Raw genomic sequence first — 17,514 nt, forward strand, 5'->3', positions numbered from 1 at the left:
CCCGTCTCGCTCGGCAGACGGGTGAGCTGGCCGCAGGCCGAACGTGGGAAGATCGAGGCACACACCCGGGTCGATCCGCCGAAGGCGCCGAAGGCGCTGAATGCGCCGAAGACCCATCTGAAGACGATCCGAAGACGATGAAGAGTCGAGCATCCGAGGAGCACCGTTGAGCAGGCTGCGCTGGCTGACGGCGGGGGAGTCACACGGCCCCGCACTGGTCGCGACGTTGGAGGGGCTGCCCGCCGGGGTGCCGATCACCACCGACCTGGTCGCCGACGCGCTGGCCCGTCGGCGGCTCGGCTACGGCCGGGGCGCCCGGATGAAGTTCGAGCGGGACGAGGTCACGTTCCTCGGCGGCGTGCGGCACGGCCGCACCCTCGGCTCGCCGGTCGCGATCATGGTCGGCAACACCGAGTGGCCCAAGTGGGAGAAGGTCATGGCCGCCGACCCCGTCGACCCGGCCGAGCTGGCCGAGTTGGCCCGCAACGCCCCGCTCACCCGCCCGCGCCCCGGCCACGCCGACCTCGCCGGAATGCAGAAGTACGGCGTGGACGACGCCCGCCCCATCCTGGAGCGCGCCTCCGCCCGCGAGACCGCCGCCCGCGTCGCGCTCGGCACCGTCGCCCGCTCTTATCTGAAGGAGACCGCCGGCGTCGAACTCGTCTCGCACGTCGTGGAGTTGGGCGGCGCCAAGGCGCCCGCCGGGACGCTGCCGCGCCCCGAGGACGTCGCCGCGCTCGACGCCGACCCGGTGCGCTGCCTGGACGCCGAGGCCAGCAAGGCGATGGTCGAGGTCATCGACCAGGCCCACAAGGACGGCGACACCCTCGGCGGCGTCGTCGAGGTGGTCGCCTACGGCGTTCCCGTCGGCCTCGGTTCGCATGTGCACTGGGACCGCCGGCTCGACGCCCGGCTGGCCGCCGCGCTGATGGGCATCCAGGCCATCAAGGGCGTGGAGTTGGGCGACGGCTTCGACCTGGCCCGGGTCCCGGGCTCGCAGGCGCACGACGAGATCGTCGGCACCCCCGACGGCATCCGCCGCGCCTCGGGACGCTCCGGCGGCACCGAGGGCGGCCTGTCCACCGGCGAGGTGCTGCGGGTGCGCGCCGCGATGAAGCCCATCGCCACGGTGCCCAGGGCGCTGGCCACCGTGGACGTCGCCACCGGCGAGGCCACCAAAGCGCACCACCAGCGTTCCGACGTCTGCGCCGTGCCGGCGGCCGGCATCGTCGCCGAGGCGATGGTGGCGCTGGTCCTCGCCGACGCCGTCGCCGAGAAGTTCGGCGGCGACAACGTCGTCGAGACCCGCCGCAACGTCACCGGCTACCTCGACAACCTGGAGATCAGGTGAGCACCCCGGCCGTCATCCTGGTCGGCCCGCCCGGCTCGGGGAAGACCACCGTCGGCGGCCTGATCGCCGAGCGGCTCGGCCTCGAACTGCGGGACACCGACGCCGACATCGAGCGCGCGGCCGGCAAGCCGATCCCGGAGATCTTCCTGGAGGACGGCGAGCCGCACTTCCGCGCGTTGGAGGCCGACGCGGTCCGCCGCGCGGTCGCCGAGCACACCGGGGTGCTCTCGCTGGGCGGCGGCGCGGTGCTCGACCCGGCCACCCGCGCCCTGCTCGTCGGGCTGCCCGTCGTCTTCCTCGACGTGGCGCTGGCCGAGGCGGTCCGCCGCGTCGGCCTCGACGTGCCCCGCCCGCTGCTCGCGGTCAACCCCCGGCAGCGCTGGCGCACCCTGATGGAGGAGCGCCGCCCCTGGTACACCGAGGTGGCCCGGGCCGTGGTGACCACGGCCGACCGCACCCCGGACGAGGTGGCCACCGCCGTTCTCGACGCATTGGAGCGCCACCCAGCATGAGCAGCGCCACCCCCCACGACGAACCGGCCCGTGAGCCCGTTCACGACGCCGAACCGCTGCGCGTAGCCGTCGGCGGCAGCGCCGGCACCGCGCCCTACGAGGTGCTGATCGGCCGTCAACTGCTGGGCGAGCTGCCCGGGTTGATCGGAACGTCCGCCCAGCGGGTCGCCGTGCTGCACCCGGAGGCCCTGGCCGAGACCGGGCAGGCGGTCCGCGAGGACCTGGCCGCCCAGGGCTACCAGGCGATCGCCGTCGAGGTACCCAACGCCGAGGACGCCAAGCAGGTCGAGGTCGCCGCCTACTGCTGGCAGGCGCTGGGCCAGACCGGCTTCACGCGCTCCGACGTGATCGTCGGCGTCGGCGGCGGCGCCACCACCGACCTGGCCGGCTTCGTCGCCGCGACCTGGCTGCGCGGCGTCCGCTGGATCGCCGTGCCGACCACCGTGCTCGGCATGGTCGACGCGGCCGTCGGCGGCAAGACCGGGATCAACACCGCCGAGGGCAAGAACCTGGTCGGCGCCTTCCACCCGCCGGCCGGCGTGCTGTGCGACCTGGCGGCGCTCGACTCGCTGCCCGTCCACGACTACGTGTCGGGCCTGGCCGAGGTCATCAAGGCCGGCTTCATCGCCGACCCGCGCATCCTCGAACTGGTCGAGTCCGACCCGGAGGCCGCCAGGACGCCGGGCGGCCCGCACACCGCCGAGCTGATCGAGCGTTCCGTCCGGGTCAAGGCCGAGGTGGTCTCCGAGGACCTGAAGGAGTCGGGCCGCCGGGAGATCCTCAACTACGGCCACACCCTGGCGCACGCCATCGAGAAGAACGAGCGCTACCGCTGGCGGCACGGCGCCGCCGTCTCCGTCGGCATGGTCTTCGCGGCCGAACTCGGCCGGATCGCCGGCCGGTTGGACGAGGCGACCGCCACCAGGCACCGGGAGGTGCTCGCGTCGGTCGGCCTGCCGGTGACCTACCGGGGCGACCAGTGGCCGAAGCTGCTGGAGACCATGCGGATCGACAAGAAGACCAGGGGCGACCGGCTGCGGTTCATCGTGCTCGACGGGCTGGCCCGGCCGACCGTGCTGGAGGGCCCGGACCCGGCCGCGCTGCTGGCCGCACACGCGGAGATCGCGGCATGACGCGCACCACGGGCACCACGGGCACCACGGGCACCAGGGCAGGGGAGTTGGCGGCGTGACCAGCGAACGGACCACGAACGGTCGCCGGGTCCTGGTGCTCAACGGGCCCAACCTGGGCCGGCTGGGCTCCCGGGAACCCGACGTCTACGGCAGCACCTCCTACGCCGGGCTCGTCGAGCGCTGCGGCGCGCTCGGCGCCGAGCTGGGGTTCGCCGTGGAGGTCCGGGAGACCAACGACGAGGGGGAGATGATCCGTTGGCTGCACGAGGCGGCCGACGGTGAGCTGCCCGTGGTGCTCAACCCGGGCGCGTTCACCCACTACTCGTACGGGATGCGGGACGCGGCCGCGCAGCGCACCGCGCCGCTGATCGAGGTGCACATCTCCAACCCGCACCGGCGGGAGGAGTTCCGGCACACCTCGGTCGTCGCCGAGGTGGCCACCGGCACCATCGCCGGGTTCGGCATCGACTCCTACCTGCTGGCGCTGCGCGCGCTGGCGGCGGAGCCGGCGGGCTGAGACGCCCGCCGACCGGCCGCCGCCTCCCGGACCCGGGCGGCGGAACGGTACCGTGTGTCACACCGGAACGGGTGCGCGAGCCGGGGGCTCGCGCAGGGGAGAAGACGGAGTGGGAAGCGGATGCAGCAGCCCGGTGGAATGCCCACGCCACCGCCCGCGCCGCTGGACGGCGGCACGACCGGGTACATCCAACTGCCGCCAGGACACGCGGTGCCGGCCCCGAGCCCGGCCGCCGCGCTGCCGGACGTCCACCACGCGGGCGTCGCCGTGCTGTTGATCGGCCCGGCCGGCGCCGGCAAGACCACGGTCGCGCGGTTCTGGGCGGAGCGCCGCCAGGTGCCCACCGCCCACATCAGCCTGGACGACGTGCGCGAGTGGGTGCGCTCCGGCTTCGCCGACCCGCGCACCGGCTGGGACGACAGCTCCGAGGCGCAGTACCGGCTGGCCCGCAGGACCTGCGGCTTCGCCGCCCGCAACTTCCTCGCCAACGGCATCTCCTGCATCCTGGACGACGCCGTCTTCCCCGACCGCCCGTCCGTTGGACTCGGCGGCTGGAAGCGCCACGTGGGCCCGGGACTGATCCCGGTGGTGCTGCTTCCGGGTCTCGACGTGGTGCTGGAGCGGAACGCGGCGCGCACCGGCACCCGGCGGCTCTCCGACGAGGAGGTCGCCACCATCCACGGCCGGATGGCCGGATGGTACGGCTCGGGCCTGCCCATCATCGACAACTCCCGGCACGACGTGGCCACCACCGCCCGGATGCTCGACGACGCGGTCACCCGCAGCCTGCACAGCCCGCCGCCGTGGTGACCGCCGCGCGCGGCGCCGAGGCGCGTGGGGCCGTCGCTGGTCGGGCCGCCGCTCGTTAGGACGCCTTCAGGCGGCCGGGCCCGCCGCCGCTGCGTAGGCTCGACGCATGTCCGAGGTTCACGCGGCTCGACGATCCTGGCTGCGCGCCCGCTGTTCCCCGCAGAACGGCGCCGCCGTCGTCGCCAGGCCGGCCAACGTCCGCTATCTGGTCGGTTCGGCCCCCGCCGGCGCCGCGCTGCTCGTGCGCCAGTCGGGGGGTGATGTGCTGCTGGGCCACTGGGACCCGGCCGAGAGCCCGGGCGGGCCGCTGGGCGAGCTGGGCGGGCCCAGGATCGTGGCGCTCGACGGCGACGCCGACCCGGTGGAGGCCGCCGTGGCGCTGGCCGTCGAGGAGGGCGCGGGGGAGGTCGCCGTCGAGGAACACCATCTGACCGTGGCCCGACACCGGGCGCTGCTCGCGGCCGTGCCCGGGGCGCGGCTGACCGACCTGGGCCGCGCGGTCGAGGGGCGGCGGGTGGTCAAGGACGAGGACGAGATCGCGGCGCTGCGGGCGGCGGCCGAGATCACCGACCGGGCGCTGGGCGAGCTGCTGGAGTCCATCCTGGTGGGCCGCACCGAGCGGCATCTGGCGCTGGAGCTGGAACGGCGGCTGGTCGATCACGGCGCGGACGGGCCGGCGTTCCCCACCTCCGTCGCCACCGGCAGCCACTCGGGCCTGGCCGGGCACCGGCCGACGGACCGCAGGGTGGAGGAGGGCGACTTCCTGACCGTGCGGCTGGGGGCGCGCTTCCGTGGCTACCGCTGCCGGATCGGGCGGACGTTCGTCATTGGCACCAGCCCGGCGGACTGGCAGATCGAGCTGTACGACGTGGTGTTCGCCGCCCAGCGGGCCGCGCGCGAGGCGCTGGCCCCAGGGGCCGACTACCGGGCCGTGGACCGGGCGGCCCGCGAGGTGCTGACGGCCGCCGGCCACGGCAAGGCGCTCGGCCCGGTCACCGGCTACGGGGTGGGGCTGGAAATCGGGGAGGACCCTCGGTTGGGCCCTTCGGCCATGGGTAGACTGAGCGCTTGTGTTCCGGTCACCGTCGAGCCGGGGGTGCATCTCCCAGGCCGGGGCGGGGTCCGGATCGACGACACACTCGTCGTCCGCCCGTCGGCGGACGGCGGACCCGAGCTACTCACCATCACGACCAAGGAACTCCTGGCTCTGTGAAGCCCAGCCGGCAGCGGACCGGGAGTCGCTGGTCCGTCCACTGCGGCAGCCTCAGGAGAATCCACGACCGTGGCCACCACGAACGACCTCAAGAACGGCATGGTGCTCAAGCTCGACGGGGGCCAGCTGTGGTCCGTAGTCGAGTTCCAGCACGTCAAGCCCGGCAAGGGCGGCGCCTTCGTGCGCACCAAGCTCAAGCATGTGCTCACCGGCAAGGTGGTGGACAAGACGTTCAACGCCGGTACCAAGGTCGAGACGGCCACGGTCGACCGTCGCGCGATGCAGTTCTCCTACAAGGACGGCGCCGACTTCGTCTTCATGGACACCTCGACCTACGACCAGCTGCCGATCAACCCCGAGACGGTGGGTGACGCGGCCAACTACCTGCTGGAGGGCCAGGACTGCACGGTCGCCATCTACGAGGAGGCCCCCCTCTTCGTGGAGCTTCCGGCCGCCGTCGAGCTGGTCATCGAGTACACCGAGCCGGGCGTCCAGGGCGACCGCTCCACCGGCGGCACCAAGCCAGCGAAGCTGGAGACCGGCTACGAGATCGGCGTGCCGCTCTTCATCACCACCGGCGAGAAGATCAAGGTCGACACCCGCTCCGGCGAATACCTTGGCCGGGTGAACAGCTAACCGTGGCTGCCCGCAGCAAGGCGCGCAAACGAGCCCTTCAGATCCTCTTCGAGGCCGACCAGCGCGGCGCCAAGCCCGGCGAGGTCCTGGCGGACTGGGCGCGGCTGGCCACCACCGACGAACGGCAGCCGCCGGTCAGCGAGTTCAGCAGGCGGCTGGTGGAGGGCTACGCCGAGCGGGCCGAGCGGATCGACGAACTGCTCGCCCAGTACACCGTGGGCTGGCCACTGGACCGGATGCCGGTCGTGGACCGGAACATCCTGCGGCTGTCCGCCTACGAGCTGATCTGGGAGGACGAGACGCCCGACGCGGTGGTGCTCGACGAGGCCGTGCAGCTGGCGCGGGAGTTCTCCACGGAGGAGTCCCCCGGCTTCGTCAACGGGCTGCTGGGGCGGCTGAAGGATCTCAAGCCCACGCTCCGCCGCTGAGTCCTGGCCGGACGGGCTTCCCGGAGTCGCCGGCGCTGCGCGCGGCGGGGGCGCCCTCCGGGCTCGGGGGTCTCCGCGCGATGCGCGCGGGGCTCCCGGAAGGGTGGGATGTTCCCCGGGGCCGGGGGCATCGGTTCACCGCGCGTGGACGCGGGGTGAGGCTCCCCGGTCTCGGGGTTCGTTTTTTTCCGCGCGTGTGCGCGCGGTGCGGTGAAGCGGCGAGGTATCCGGGTGGCGGATGGGCCGCGCGGGTGCCGGGGTGGTCTCGGCCTTGGCTCTCTGGCCTGGCAGATCGTTTCCGGTCTGCGTCCGCGCGGTGCGGCGCAGGGGTGAGGTATCCCGGTGGCGGATCGGCCGCCCGGGCGCTGGCTCTGTCCGGGGCGGCGGATCAATGCAGCGCGTGTGGGGTGCTCCCGGTCCCGTTCTTCCCCGGTCCTCGGCCTCGCGGATCGGCCGATCGCGCATGGCGAGGTTCCCCGTGCACCCGGTGCGCGAAGCGGTCAGCGACTCCTGTCCCCGGGCCCGGTGAAACGGCCACCCGTGCGTGGCGCGCTGCCCCCGGACCTCCGGCATCCCGGATCGATTCACCGCCCGTGCGGGTGCGGTGAGTTGCGACGGTGGGTGTTTCCTCAGGCGCTGAGCCTGACGGGTCGGCCGGCCAACGCCTGCGCGCCCGGTGTGGTGCGGCGAGGCGGCAGGGGACTCCGGGCTTTTGGGGTCGGCGGAGCGCCAACCGTGCGCGGCGGGATGCGACCGGCCCCGGCTTTCCGGATCGGGTAACCGCCCGTGCGGGTGCGGTGAGTTGACCCGGCGCGAGGTCACCGGCGCCCTGCGCGCCTGCGCGGCGCCTCCCGAGCCCGGGCAACGCGGCACGGTGTCCCGGCCCGCGTGCCGTCGCCGTTCCCCCGGGCCCCCAGGGCCCGGGGGAACGTCAGGAACGCGACCTCGCCGTGGGCGGCGGTCCCGCCCCGGCGGGTCGGGCTCGGGCCGGGCCCCCAGGGGCCCGGCCCCCGGCTCAGCCCTCTTCGACCTGAACGGCCCGCCGCGCGTCCGCGCCCAGGACGCCCCAGCTGATCAGCTGCTCGGTCAGGACCGAGGGCGACTGGTCGTAGATCACGGCGAGGGTGCGCAGGTCGTCCTGGCGGATCGAGAGCACCTTGCCGTTGTAGTCACCGCGCTGGCTCTGGATGGTGGCGGTGTAACGCTGGAGCGGGCCGGCCTTGTCGCTCGGGACGTTGGCCAGACGCTCCAGGTCGAGCACCAGCTTCGGCGGCGGCTCGGCGGCCCCACCGGGCGTCGAGCCCGGCAGCAGCTCCTGCACCGGCACTCCGTAGAACTCCGCCAGCTCCGCGAGGCGCTGCACGGTCACGGCCCGGTCGCCGCGCTCGTAGGAACCGACCACCACGGCCTTCCACCGGCCCTGGGACTTCTCCTCGACCCCGTGAAGCGACAGACCCTGCTGGGTGCGGATGGCCCGAAGCTTGGCTCCGAGCTGTTTGGCGTATTCGCTGGACATGTGTCTCCCCGGACGGCTTTTCGTAACTCACTGTGAGGTTACGCAGCGTGATATCTCTCGTCAAGCCGAGGCCAGAGAGTTCTTTCTGACCTGGGGCGATGCGGAGCGTGCGAAACGCCCTGATAGGGTCACACTCGTTCCACCCGACATCCTTTAACGGCCGTCCCGTGAGGCGGTCAAGGAGGTCCGTACGACCATGAGCGACAACGACCCGAGCCCGGCCCGCTCCGTTCTGGAGGCGCCGGACATCGCGCGGGCACTGACCCGCATCGCGCACGAGATCGTCGAGCGCGCCAAGGGCGCCGACGACGTGCTGCTGCTGGGAATCCCCACCCGGGGTGTCTTCCTGGCCCGCCGGTTGGCTGACCGGCTCCACGAGATCACCGGCGGCCCCGTCCCGCACGGCTCACTCGACATCACGATGTACCGCGACGACCTGCGGCTGCGCCCGGCCCGCGCGTTGGGCCGCACCGAGATCCCGGACGGCGGGATCGACGGCCGGCTGGTCGTCCTGGTCGACGACGTGCTCTTCTCCGGCCGCACCATCAGGGCCGCCCTCGACGCGCTCGGCGACATCGGCCGGCCCCGCGCCGTGCAATTGGCCGTGCTGGTCGACCGGGGCCACCGCGAGCTGCCGATCCGCGCCGACTACGTCGGGAAGAACATCCCGACCTCGCTGCGGGAGACCGTGAAGGTCAGGCTCACCGAGGAGGACGGCCGCGACGGCGTGCTGCTCGGCACGCGCGCGCCCGACGCGGGGCGGTAGCGCCCCCGCGCGTCACGCCCGCACCCGGCACACCCCCGAACACCGGCACCCTCCTGCCCCCTGGGAAGGCTCACGATGAAGCACCACCTCATCTCGGCCGCCGACCTCACCCGTGACGACGCCGTGCTGATCCTCGACACCGCCGAGGAGCTGTCCCGCGTCGCAGGCCGGCCGATCAAGAAACTCCCCACGCTGCGCGGCCGCACCGTGGTCAACCTGTTCTTCGAGGACTCCACCAGGACCCGGATCTCCTTCGAGGCCGCCGCCAAGCGGCTCTCCGCCGACGTGATCAACTTCTCGGCCAAGGGCTCATCGGTCTCCAAGGGCGAGTCGCTCAAGGACACCGCGCTGACCCTGGAGGCCATGGGCGCCGACGCCGTGGTCATCCGGCACCACGACTCCGGCGCCCCGCACCGGCTCGCCACCTCCGGCTGGATCGGCGGCCATGTCGTCAACGCCGGCGACGGCACCCACGAACACCCCACCCAGGCGCTGCTGGACGCGTTCGCGCTGCGCCGCCGGCTGGTCGGCGGCGAGCTGGGCGCCGACCTCACCGGGCGGCGGGTCACCATCGTCGGCGACATCCTGCACAGCCGCGTCGCCCGCTCCAACGTGCGGCTGCTGACCACCCTGGGCGCCGAGGTCACCGTCGTCGCCCCGCCCACCCTGCTGCCGGTCGGCGTGGAGAGCTGGCCGTGCGCCGTCTCCTACGACCTGGACGCCGTGCTGCCCGACTCCGACGCGGTGATGATGCTGCGGGTCCAGCGGGAGCGGATGAACGCCGCGTTCTTCCCCACCGAGCGCGAGTACGCCCGCCGCTACGGCCTCGACGGGGAACGGATGGCGCGGATGCCCGAGCACGCCGTCGTGATGCACCCGGGCCCGATGAACCGGGGCATGGAGATCACCGCCGAGGTCGCCGACTCGCCCCGCTGCACGGTCGTCGAGCAGGTCTCCGCCGGGGTCAGCGTCCGGATGGCCGTCCTGTACCTGCTGCTGGGCGGCGCCGGCCCGACCGGCGAAGAGGCCACGGCAACCGCGAGTTCCACCGCCGCCACCGGCGCCGAAGCGACACGAGGGAAGCGAGCATGAGCCACACCCAGCGGACCGTGATCCGAGGCGCGAAGGTCCTGGGCGGCCCCGCCCGCGACGTGCTGATCGACGGCGAGACCATCGCCGAGGTCGGCGCCGGGCTGACCGCCGACGGCGCCACCGTCGTCGAGGCCGAGGGCCGCGTGCTGCTGCCCGGCCTGGTCGACCTCCACACCCACCTGCGGGAGCCGGGCCGGGAGGACTCCGAGACGGTCCTCACCGGCACCAGGGCGGCGGCCGCCGGCGGCTTCACCGCCGTGCACGCGATGGCCAACACGTTCCCCGTCGCCGACACCGCCGGCGTCGTCGAGCAGGTCTGGCGGCTGGGCCTCGCCTCCGGCTACTGCGACGTCCGGCCGGTCGGCGCCGTCACCGTAGGGCTGGGCGGCAGGCAGCTCGCCGAGCTGGGCGCGATGCACGACTCCGCCGCCGGCGTCACGGTCTTCTCCGACGACGGCAAGTGCGTGGACGACGCCGTGATCATGCGGCGCGCCCTGGAGTACGTGAAGGCGTTCGACGGCGTCATCGCCCAGCACGCCCAGGAGCCCCGGCTCACCGAGGGCGCCCAGATGAACGAGGGCGTGGTCTCCGCCGAGCTGGGCCTGGCCGGCTGGCCGGCGGTCGCCGAGGAGTCGATCATCGCCAGGGACGTGCTGCTGGCCGCCCACGTCGGCTCCCGGGTGCACGTCTGCCACCTGTCGACGGCCGGCTCCGTCGAGCTGGTCCGCTGGGCCAAGTCGAAGGGCTGGCAGGTCACCGCCGAGGTCACCCCGCACCACCTGCTGCTCACCGACGAGCTGGTCCGTTCCTACGACCCGGTGTACAAGGTCAACCCGCCGCTGCGCACCGAGCAGGACGTGCTGGCGCTGCGCGAGGCGCTGGCCGACGGCACCATCGACTGTGTGGCCACCGACCATGCCCCGCACCCCCACGAGGACAAGGACTGCGAGTGGGGCGCCGCCGCCATGGGGATGGTCGGGCTGGAGACCGCGCTGTCCGTGGTGCAGCACACCATGGTCGACACCGGACTGCTCGACTGGTCCCAGGTCGCCGACCGGATGTCGACCCGCCCCGCCGCCATCGGCCGGGTCGCCGGCCACGGCCGGCCCGTCTCCCCCGGCGAGCCGGCGAACCTGACGCTCCTCGACCAGGACCACCGCGCCCCCGTCGAGCCGGCGGCCTTCGCCTCCCGCAGCCGCAACACCCCCTACCGTGGCCTGGAACTGCCCGGCCGGGTCACCGACACCTGGCTGCGCGGCCGGGCCACGCTGCGGAACGGAGCCCTGGTATGACGCTCGGAGCACCCCTGCTGGCCACGCTCGCCGAGGAGGGCGAACGCCGCTCCCAGCCGGTCACCGACTGGGCCGAGCGCATCGGCTGGGTCGTCGGCCTGCTGCTGCTGGTCGCCCTCGTCTACTGGCTGATGCGGCAGGGCTGGAAGTGGCGCGCCACCCTTCAGAGCGACCTGCCGGCCCCCGAACCGCTGCCCGAGGAGCAGGCCGAGGAACAGGCCGAGGCCAGGCTGGCGTTTACCGGCCGCTACCACGGCTCGACGGTCGCCGGGCAGTGGCTGGAGCGCATCGTCGCCCACGGCCTGGGCGTGCGCAGCCGCGCCGAGGTCACGCTCACCGAGCGGGGCGTGGCCGTCGCCAGGCCCGGCGCCGGCGACTTCCTGATCCCCGCCGACGCCGTGCTGGGCGCCCGCCTCGACAAGGGCATCGCCGGCAAGGTCCTCACCGAGGGCGGCCTGCTGGTGATCACCTGGCGGCTGGGCGAACGGACGCTGGACACCGGCCTGCGCTCCGACCGGGCCGCCGACCACGCCGCCTGGGTCGAGGCCCTGGGCCACCACCTTCCCGCACCACTCGCACCGCAGCCGCCGGCCGACGGCGCCCGGCCCTCGCACGCGACCGACAACGCGACAGAACCGGAGGGCGCACGATGAACGCCACCAGCCCCACCGGCGGCCGGGTGCCCGCCGAACTCGTCCTGGAGGACGGCCGGGTCTTCACCGGCCGGGCCTACGGCGCGGTGGGGGAGACCCACGGCGAGGCCGTCTTCTCCACCGGCATGACCGGCTACCAGGAGACCCTCACCGACCCCTCCTACCACCGCCAGATCGTGGTGATGACCGCCCCGCACATCGGCAACACCGGCGTCAACGACGAGGACCCCGAGTCCCGCCGGATCTGGGTCGCCGGCTATGTGGTGCGCGACCCCGCCCGCACCCCGTCCAACTGGCGCTCCCGGCGCGGCCTCGACGAGGAGCTGGCCGCCCAGGGCGTCGTCGGCATCCAGGGTGTCGACACCCGCGCCCTCACCCGCCACCTGCGGGAACGTGGCGCGATGCGGTGCGGGATCTTCTCCGGCGAGGCGCTGGCCGACGGGCGCGAGGCCCGGCTGGCCCGGGTCCGTTCTGCCCCGCAGATGGTGGGCGCGCCCCTCTTCGACGAGGTCGCCACCGAGGAGCCCTACGTCGTCCCGGCCGTCGGCGAGCGCCGGTTCACCGTCGCCGCGATCGACCTCGGCATCAAGGGCATGACCCCGCAGCGGATGGCCGAGCGCGGCATCGAGGTCCATGTGCTGCCCGCCACCGCCGACCTGGACGCGGTCTACGCCGCCGGGCCCGACGGGGTGTTCTTCTCCAACGGCCCCGGCGACCCCGGCACCGCCGACCACCCGGTGGAGCTGATGCGCGGCGTGCTGGAGCGCGGCACCCCGCTGTTCGGGATCTGCCTGGGCAACCAGGTCTTCGGCCGCGCCCTCGGCTTCGACACCTACAAGCTCAAGTACGGCCACCGGGGCATCAACCAGCCGGTCAAGGACCTGTCCACCGGCAAGGTCGAGGTGACCGCGCACAACCACGGCTTCGCCGTGGACGCCCCGCTGGAGAAGGCGGCGAAGACCCCGTTCGGGCCCGCCGAGGTCTCCCATGTCTGCCTCAACGACAACGTGGTCGAGGGGCTGCGGCTGGTGGAGAAGCCCGCGTTCAGCGTGCAGTACCACCCCGAGGCGGCCGCCGGGCCGCACGATGCCGCCTACCTGTTCGACCGCTTTGTTTCCCTGATGGAGGGCCAGCGTGCCTAAGCGCACCGATATCCAGTCCGTCCTGGTCATCGGCTCCGGCCCGATCGTCATCGGCCAGGCCGCCGAGTTCGACTACTCCGGCACCCAGGCCTGCCGCGTGCTGCGCGCCGAGGGCCTGCGGGTCATCCTGGTCAACTCCAACCCGGCGACCATCATGACCGACCCCGAGATCGCCGACGCCACCTATGTCGAGCCGATCACCCCCGAGTACGTCGAGCGGATCATCGCCAAGGAGCGCCCCGACGCGCTGCTCGCCACCCTCGGCGGCCAGACCGCGCTCAACACCGCCGTCGCCCTGCACGGCGACGGCACCCTGGAGCGGTACGGCGTGGAGCTGATCGGCGCCAACGTCGAGGCCATCCACAAGGGCGAGGACCGCGAGCGGTTCAAGGAGGTCGTCGCCGCCGTCAAGGAGCGTATCGGGCACGGCGAGTCCGCCCGCTCCGTCATCTGCCACTCCATGGACGAGGTGCTGGCCGGCGTCGCCAAGCTGGGCGGCTACCCGGTCGTCGTCCGCCCCTCGTTCACCATGGGCGGCGCCGGCTCCGGCTTCGCCCACGACGAGGACGAGCTGCGCCGCATCGCCGGCCAGGGCCTGGCGCTCTCCCCGACCACCGAGGTGCTCCTGGAGGAGTCCATCCTCGGCTGGAAGGAGTACGAGCTGGAGCTGATGCGGGACCGCAACGACAACGTGGTGGTCGTCTGCTCCATCGAGAACCTCGACCCGATGGGCGTGCACACCGGCGACTCCATCACCGTCGCCCCCGCGATGACGCTGACCGACCGCGAGTACCAGGTGCTGCGGGACATCGGCATCGCCGTGATCCGCGAGGTCGGCGTCGACACCGGCGGCTGCAACATCCAGTTCGCCGTCAACCCGGACGACGGCCGCATCGTCGTCATCGAGATGAACCCGCGGGTCTCCCGTTCCTCCGCGCTGGCGTCCAAGGCCACCGGCTTCCCGATCGCGAAGATCGCCGCCCGGCTCGCCGTCGGCTACACGCTGGACGAGATCCCCAACGACATCACCCGCGAGACGCCGGCCTCCTTCGAGCCCACCCTCGACTACGTGGTGGTCAAGGTCCCCCGGTTCGCGTTCGAGAAGTTCCCCGCCGCCGACGCCACGTTGACCACCACCATGAAGTCCGTCGGCGAGGCCATGGCCATCGGGCGGAACTTCACCGAGGCGCTCAACAAGGCGCTGCGCTCCATCGAGAAGAAGGACGCGCCCTTCGACTTCACCGGCAAGCCGGGGGAGTCGGGGGACACCTCCGACGACAAGGACCAGCTGCTGCGGCTCGCCGCCACCCCCACCGACGGCCGGCTGGGCACCGTGATGCGCGCCATCCGCGCCGGCGCCACCCCCGAGGAGGTCTTCGAGGCCACCCGGATCGACCCCTGGTTCGTCGACCAGCTCTTCCTGATCGGGGAGATCGCCGACGAGCTGGCCGCCGCCGACGAGCTGAGCGCCGAACTCCTCGCCCACGCCAAGCGGCACGGCTTCTCCGACGCCCAGATCGCCGGCATCAGGGGCCTGCGCGAGGACGTGGTGCGCGAGGTGCGGCACGCGCTGGGCGTGCGCCCGGTCTACAAGACCGTCGACACCTGCGCCGCCGAGTTCGCCGCCCGCACCCCCTACCTCTACTCCTCCTACGACGAGGAGACCGAGGTCGCCCCCCGCGAGAAGCCGGCCGTGATCATCCTCGGCTCCGGCCCCAACCGCATCGGCCAGGGCATCGAGTTCGACTACTCCTGCGTCCACGCCTGCTTCGCGCTCAGCGAGGCCGGCTACGAGACCGTGATGGTCAACTGCAATCCGGAGACCGTCTCCACCGACTACGACACCTCCGACCGGCTCTACTTCGAGCCGCTCACCCTGGAGGACGTCCTGGAGATCGTGCACGCCGAGACCCTGGCCGGCCCGGTCGCCGGCGTCCTGGTCCAGCTCGGCGGCCAGACCCCGCTCGGCCTGGCCCAGGCGCTCAAGGACAACGGCGTGCCCGTCGTCGGCACCTCGCCCGAGGCGATCAACCTGGCCGAGGAACGCGGCCACTTCGGGCGCGTCCTCGCCGAGGCCGGGCTGCCGGCGCCCAAGTACGGCACCGCGTTCTCCTTCGAGGAGGCCAGCGCCATCGCCGCCGGCATCGGCTACCCGGTGATGGTCCGCCCCAGCTACGTCCTCGGCGGCCGGGGAATGCAGATCGTCTACGACGAGCCCTCGCTGGAGGACTACCTGCGCCGGCACGCCGGGCTGATCTCCGAACACCCCGTGCTGATCGACCGGTTCCTCGACGACGCCATCGAGATCGACGTCGACGCCCTCTACGACGGCCACGAACTGTATCTGGGCGGCGTGATGGAGCACATCGAGGAGGCCGGCATCCACTCCGGCGACTCCGCCTGCGCCCTGCCGCCCATCACCCTCGGCGGCCACGACATCAAGCGGCTGCGCGCCTCGACGGAGGCCATCGCCCGGGGCGTCGGGGTGCGCGGGCTGATCAACATCCAGTTCGCGCTCGCCGGCGACATCCTCTACGTGCTGGAGGCCAACCCGCGCGCCTCCCGCACCGTCCCGTTCACCTCCAAGGCCACCGCCGTGCCGCTCGCCAAGGCCGCCGCCCGGATCTCGCTGGGCGCGACCGTCGCCGAGCTGCGCGCCGAGGGGATGCTCCCGGCCGAGGGCGACGGCGGGACGCTCCCGCTGGACGCGCCGATCTCCGTCAAGGAGGCCGTGCTGCCCTGGGCCAGGTTCCGCGACGTGCACGGGCGCGGCGTGGACACCGTCCTCGGCCCCGAGATGCGCTCCACCGGCGAGGTCATGGGCATCGACTCGGTCTTCGGCACCGCCTACGCCAAGTCCCAGGCCGGCGCCTACGGCGCGCTGCCGCTGCGCGGCCGCGCGTTCGTCTCGGTCGCCAACCGCGACAAGCGCGCCATGGTCTTCCCCGCCCGCGCCCTCGCCGAGCACGGCTTCGAGCTGCTGGCCACCTCCGGCACCGCCGAGATCCTGCGCCGCAACGGCATCGACGCCACCGTGGTGCGCAAGCAGAGCGAGGGCACGGGCCCGGCCGGCGAGCCCACCATCGTCCAGCTGATCCACGACGGGCAGGTCGACCTCATCGTCAACACCCCCTTCGGCACCGGCGGTCGGCTCGACGGCTACGACATCCGCACCGCAGCCGTCGCCCGGGGCGTGCCCTGCCTGACCACCGTGCAGGCGCTCGCCGCCGCCGTCCAGGGCATCGACGCCCTGCTGCGCGGCGAGGTCGGCGTGGCCTCCCTCCAGGAGCACGCCCAGAAGCTGATCGCGGCGCGCACCCGATGAGCGCCGCCCAGGAGCCACGCGGCTACCGCCTGCTGTACCGCACGGTGCTGCGCCGGATCGACGCGGAGCGCGCCCACCACGGCGCCTTCGCGCTGATCCGGCTGGCGGGGCGCGTTCCCGGGCTGCGCTCCGCCGTGCGCGCCCGCTACGCACCCCCGCACCCCACGCTGGCGGTGAACGCGCTGGGGATGCGGCTGCCGGGCCCGTTCGGCCTGGCCGCCGGCTTCGACAAGAACGCCGTCGGCATCCGTGGACTGGCCCAACTCGGCTTCGACTTCGTCGAGATCGGCACCGTCACCGGCCAGCCGCAGCCCGGCAACCCGACGCCCCGCCTCTTCCGCATCACCGCCGACCGGGCGCTGGTCAACCGGATGGGCTTCAACAACGACGGCTCGGCCGCCGTCGCCGCCCGCCTCGCCGCCCTCGGCGCGGACCGCCCGCCGCTCGGCGTCAACATCGGCAAGACCAAGGCCGTCCCCGAAACGGATGCCATCGACGACTACGTCACCAGCACCGAACGGCTCGCCCGGCACGCCGACTACCTCGTCGTCAACGTCTCCTCGCCCAACACCCCGGGGCTGCGCGACCTCCAGGCCACCGAACGGCTGCGCCCGCTGCTGACCGCAGTCCGCGCGGCCGCCGACCACTCCGTCACCGGGCGGCGCGTCCCGCTGCTGGTCAAGATCGCGCCCGACCTCGCCGACGAGGACCTGGACCGGATCGCCGACCTGGCCGTCGAGTTGGGCCTGGACGGCATCATCGCCACCAACACCACCACCGCCCGCGACGGGCTGCGCGCCGATTCGAGGGCCGTCGCCGCCCTCGGCCCCGGCGGCCTCTCCGGCGCCCCGCTCAAGGAACGCTCCCTCGCCGTGCTCCGCCGGCTCTACGCCCGGGTCGGCGACCGCGTCACGCTGGTCGGCGTCGGCGGCGTCGAGACCGCCGACGACGTCTGGGAGCGCGTGCTCGCCGGCGCCACCCTGGTCCAGGGCTACAGCGGCTTCATCTACGGCGGGCCCGGCTGGCCCCGCGCCCTGCACGCCGGCCTGGCCCGGCGGCTGGCGGCCAGCCCCCACACCACCCTCGCCGACGCGGTCGGCGCCGACGTGAGGAGTTCCCGCCCGTGAC

Annotated in this window: 16 protein-coding genes; 15 read left to right on the forward strand and 1 reads right to left on the reverse strand. The window is 73.3% G+C overall.

What is annotated here, in order from left to right:
* Nucleotides 1-166: 166 nt before the first annotated feature.
* The 8 genes from aroC to nusB all read left to right on the forward strand — a co-directional run bounded on the left by aroC (nucleotide 167) and on the right by nusB (nucleotide 6,600).
* The gene (gene aroC, locus FH609_RS22855) at nucleotides 167-1,351 is read left to right on the forward strand and encodes a chorismate synthase (protein WP_139671042.1); all 1,185 of its coding nucleotides are present in this window, start codon (nucleotides 167-169) and stop codon (nucleotides 1,349-1,351) included.
* Complete coding sequence (locus FH609_RS22860) at nucleotides 1,348-1,863, forward strand: shikimate kinase (protein ID WP_139671044.1); 516 nt, start codon at nucleotides 1,348-1,350, stop codon at nucleotides 1,861-1,863. The genes aroC and FH609_RS22860 overlap by 4 nt, the downstream gene beginning before the upstream one ends.
* The gene (gene aroB / locus FH609_RS22865; protein ID WP_139671046.1) at nucleotides 1,860-2,996 is read left to right on the forward strand and encodes a 3-dehydroquinate synthase; all 1,137 of its coding nucleotides are present in this window, start codon (nucleotides 1,860-1,862) and stop codon (nucleotides 2,994-2,996) included. The genes FH609_RS22860 and aroB overlap by 4 nt, the downstream gene beginning before the upstream one ends.
* Before the next feature lie 55 nt (nucleotides 2,997-3,051).
* The gene (aroQ, locus tag FH609_RS22870; protein WP_139671048.1) at nucleotides 3,052-3,513 is read left to right on the forward strand and encodes a type II 3-dehydroquinate dehydratase; all 462 of its coding nucleotides are present in this window, start codon (nucleotides 3,052-3,054) and stop codon (nucleotides 3,511-3,513) included.
* A gap of 54 nt (nucleotides 3,514-3,567) precedes the next feature.
* On the forward strand, nucleotides 3,568-4,323 hold the full coding sequence (locus FH609_RS22875; protein WP_405379080.1) for an AAA family ATPase: 756 nt from the start codon (nucleotides 3,568-3,570) through the stop codon (nucleotides 4,321-4,323).
* Between the two features lie 106 nt (nucleotides 4,324-4,429).
* Nucleotides 4,430-5,536 (forward strand): aminopeptidase P family protein, encoded by a 1,107-nt coding sequence (locus FH609_RS22880; protein WP_139671050.1) that lies wholly within the window; start codon nucleotides 4,430-4,432, stop codon nucleotides 5,534-5,536.
* Nucleotides 5,537-5,605: 69 nt separating this feature from the next.
* On the forward strand, nucleotides 5,606-6,172 hold the full coding sequence (gene efp, locus FH609_RS22885) for an elongation factor P (protein ID WP_139671052.1): 567 nt from the start codon (nucleotides 5,606-5,608) through the stop codon (nucleotides 6,170-6,172).
* A 2-nt stretch (nucleotides 6,173-6,174) separates the two neighbouring features.
* The gene (nusB, locus tag FH609_RS22890; protein WP_139671054.1) at nucleotides 6,175-6,600 is read left to right on the forward strand and encodes a transcription antitermination factor NusB; all 426 of its coding nucleotides are present in this window, start codon (nucleotides 6,175-6,177) and stop codon (nucleotides 6,598-6,600) included.
* A 1,015-nt stretch (nucleotides 6,601-7,615) separates the two neighbouring features.
* Here nusB and bldD read toward each other — a convergent pair.
* Nucleotides 7,616-8,116 carry a transcriptional regulator BldD gene (gene bldD / locus FH609_RS22895; protein WP_122184846.1) on the reverse strand — a complete coding sequence of 167 codons (501 nt, stop codon included), beginning with the start codon at nucleotides 8,114-8,116 and terminating at the stop codon, nucleotides 7,616-7,618.
* A gap of 196 nt (nucleotides 8,117-8,312) precedes the next feature.
* Here bldD and pyrR point away from each other — a divergent pair, with 196 nt between their 5' ends.
* From pyrR to FH609_RS22930, 7 genes are all read left to right on the forward strand, one after another.
* On the forward strand, nucleotides 8,313-8,882 hold the full coding sequence (pyrR, locus tag FH609_RS22900; protein WP_139671055.1) for a bifunctional pyr operon transcriptional regulator/uracil phosphoribosyltransferase PyrR: 570 nt from the start codon (nucleotides 8,313-8,315) through the stop codon (nucleotides 8,880-8,882).
* Between the two features lie 75 nt (nucleotides 8,883-8,957).
* Entirely contained in the window at nucleotides 8,958-9,974 is a 1,017-nt protein-coding gene (locus FH609_RS22905) for an aspartate carbamoyltransferase catalytic subunit (RefSeq protein WP_139671056.1), read from the forward strand.
* Nucleotides 9,971-11,266, forward strand: coding sequence for a dihydroorotase (locus FH609_RS22910; RefSeq protein ID WP_139671057.1), 1,296 nt, complete (start codon nucleotides 9,971-9,973; stop codon nucleotides 11,264-11,266). The genes FH609_RS22905 and FH609_RS22910 overlap by 4 nt, the downstream gene beginning before the upstream one ends.
* Nucleotides 11,263-11,919, forward strand: a complete 657-nt coding sequence (locus FH609_RS22915; RefSeq protein WP_226961887.1) for a hypothetical protein — start codon at nucleotides 11,263-11,265, stop codon at nucleotides 11,917-11,919. Before FH609_RS22910 ends, FH609_RS22915 begins: the two co-directional genes overlap by 4 nt.
* Entirely contained in the window at nucleotides 11,916-13,061 is a 1,146-nt protein-coding gene (gene carA / locus FH609_RS22920) for a glutamine-hydrolyzing carbamoyl-phosphate synthase small subunit (RefSeq protein WP_139671059.1), read from the forward strand. The genes FH609_RS22915 and carA overlap by 4 nt, the downstream gene beginning before the upstream one ends.
* Complete coding sequence (gene carB / locus FH609_RS22925) at nucleotides 13,054-16,386, forward strand: carbamoyl-phosphate synthase large subunit (protein ID WP_139671061.1); 3,333 nt, start codon at nucleotides 13,054-13,056, stop codon at nucleotides 16,384-16,386. Before carA ends, carB begins: the two co-directional genes overlap by 8 nt.
* On the forward strand, nucleotides 16,383-17,513 hold the full coding sequence (locus FH609_RS22930; RefSeq protein WP_139671063.1) for a quinone-dependent dihydroorotate dehydrogenase: 1,131 nt from the start codon (nucleotides 16,383-16,385) through the stop codon (nucleotides 17,511-17,513). Before carB ends, FH609_RS22930 begins: the two co-directional genes overlap by 4 nt.
* Nucleotide 17,514 lies beyond the last annotated feature (1 nt).

The organism is Streptomyces sp. 3MP-14 (genome assembly GCF_006334905.2).
Taxonomy (GTDB): Bacteria; Actinomycetota; Actinomycetes; order Streptomycetales; family Streptomycetaceae; genus Streptomyces; species Streptomyces triticirhizae.

Excerpts from the sequence above, each read along its gene's own strand:
- aroB (WP_139671046.1), top strand. The coding sequence starts at position 1,860 with ATGAGCAGCGCCACCCCCCACGACGAACCGGCCCGTGAGCCCGTTCAC.
- FH609_RS22880 (WP_139671050.1), top strand. The coding sequence starts at position 4,430 with ATGTCCGAGGTTCACGCGGCTCGACGATCCTGGCTGCGCGCCCGCTGT.
- bldD (WP_122184846.1), bottom strand. The coding sequence starts at position 8,116 with ATGTCCAGCGAATACGCCAAACAGCTCGGAGCCAAGCTTCGGGCCATC.
- pyrR (WP_139671055.1), top strand. The coding sequence starts at position 8,313 with ATGAGCGACAACGACCCGAGCCCGGCCCGCTCCGTTCTGGAGGCGCCG.
- FH609_RS22905 (WP_139671056.1), top strand. The coding sequence starts at position 8,958 with ATGAAGCACCACCTCATCTCGGCCGCCGACCTCACCCGTGACGACGCC.
- FH609_RS22910 (WP_139671057.1), top strand. The coding sequence starts at position 9,971 with ATGAGCCACACCCAGCGGACCGTGATCCGAGGCGCGAAGGTCCTGGGC.
- FH609_RS22915 (WP_226961887.1), top strand. The coding sequence starts at position 11,263 with ATGACGCTCGGAGCACCCCTGCTGGCCACGCTCGCCGAGGAGGGCGAA.
- carA (WP_139671059.1), top strand. The coding sequence starts at position 11,916 with ATGAACGCCACCAGCCCCACCGGCGGCCGGGTGCCCGCCGAACTCGTC.
- FH609_RS22930 (WP_139671063.1), top strand. The coding sequence starts at position 16,383 with ATGAGCGCCGCCCAGGAGCCACGCGGCTACCGCCTGCTGTACCGCACG.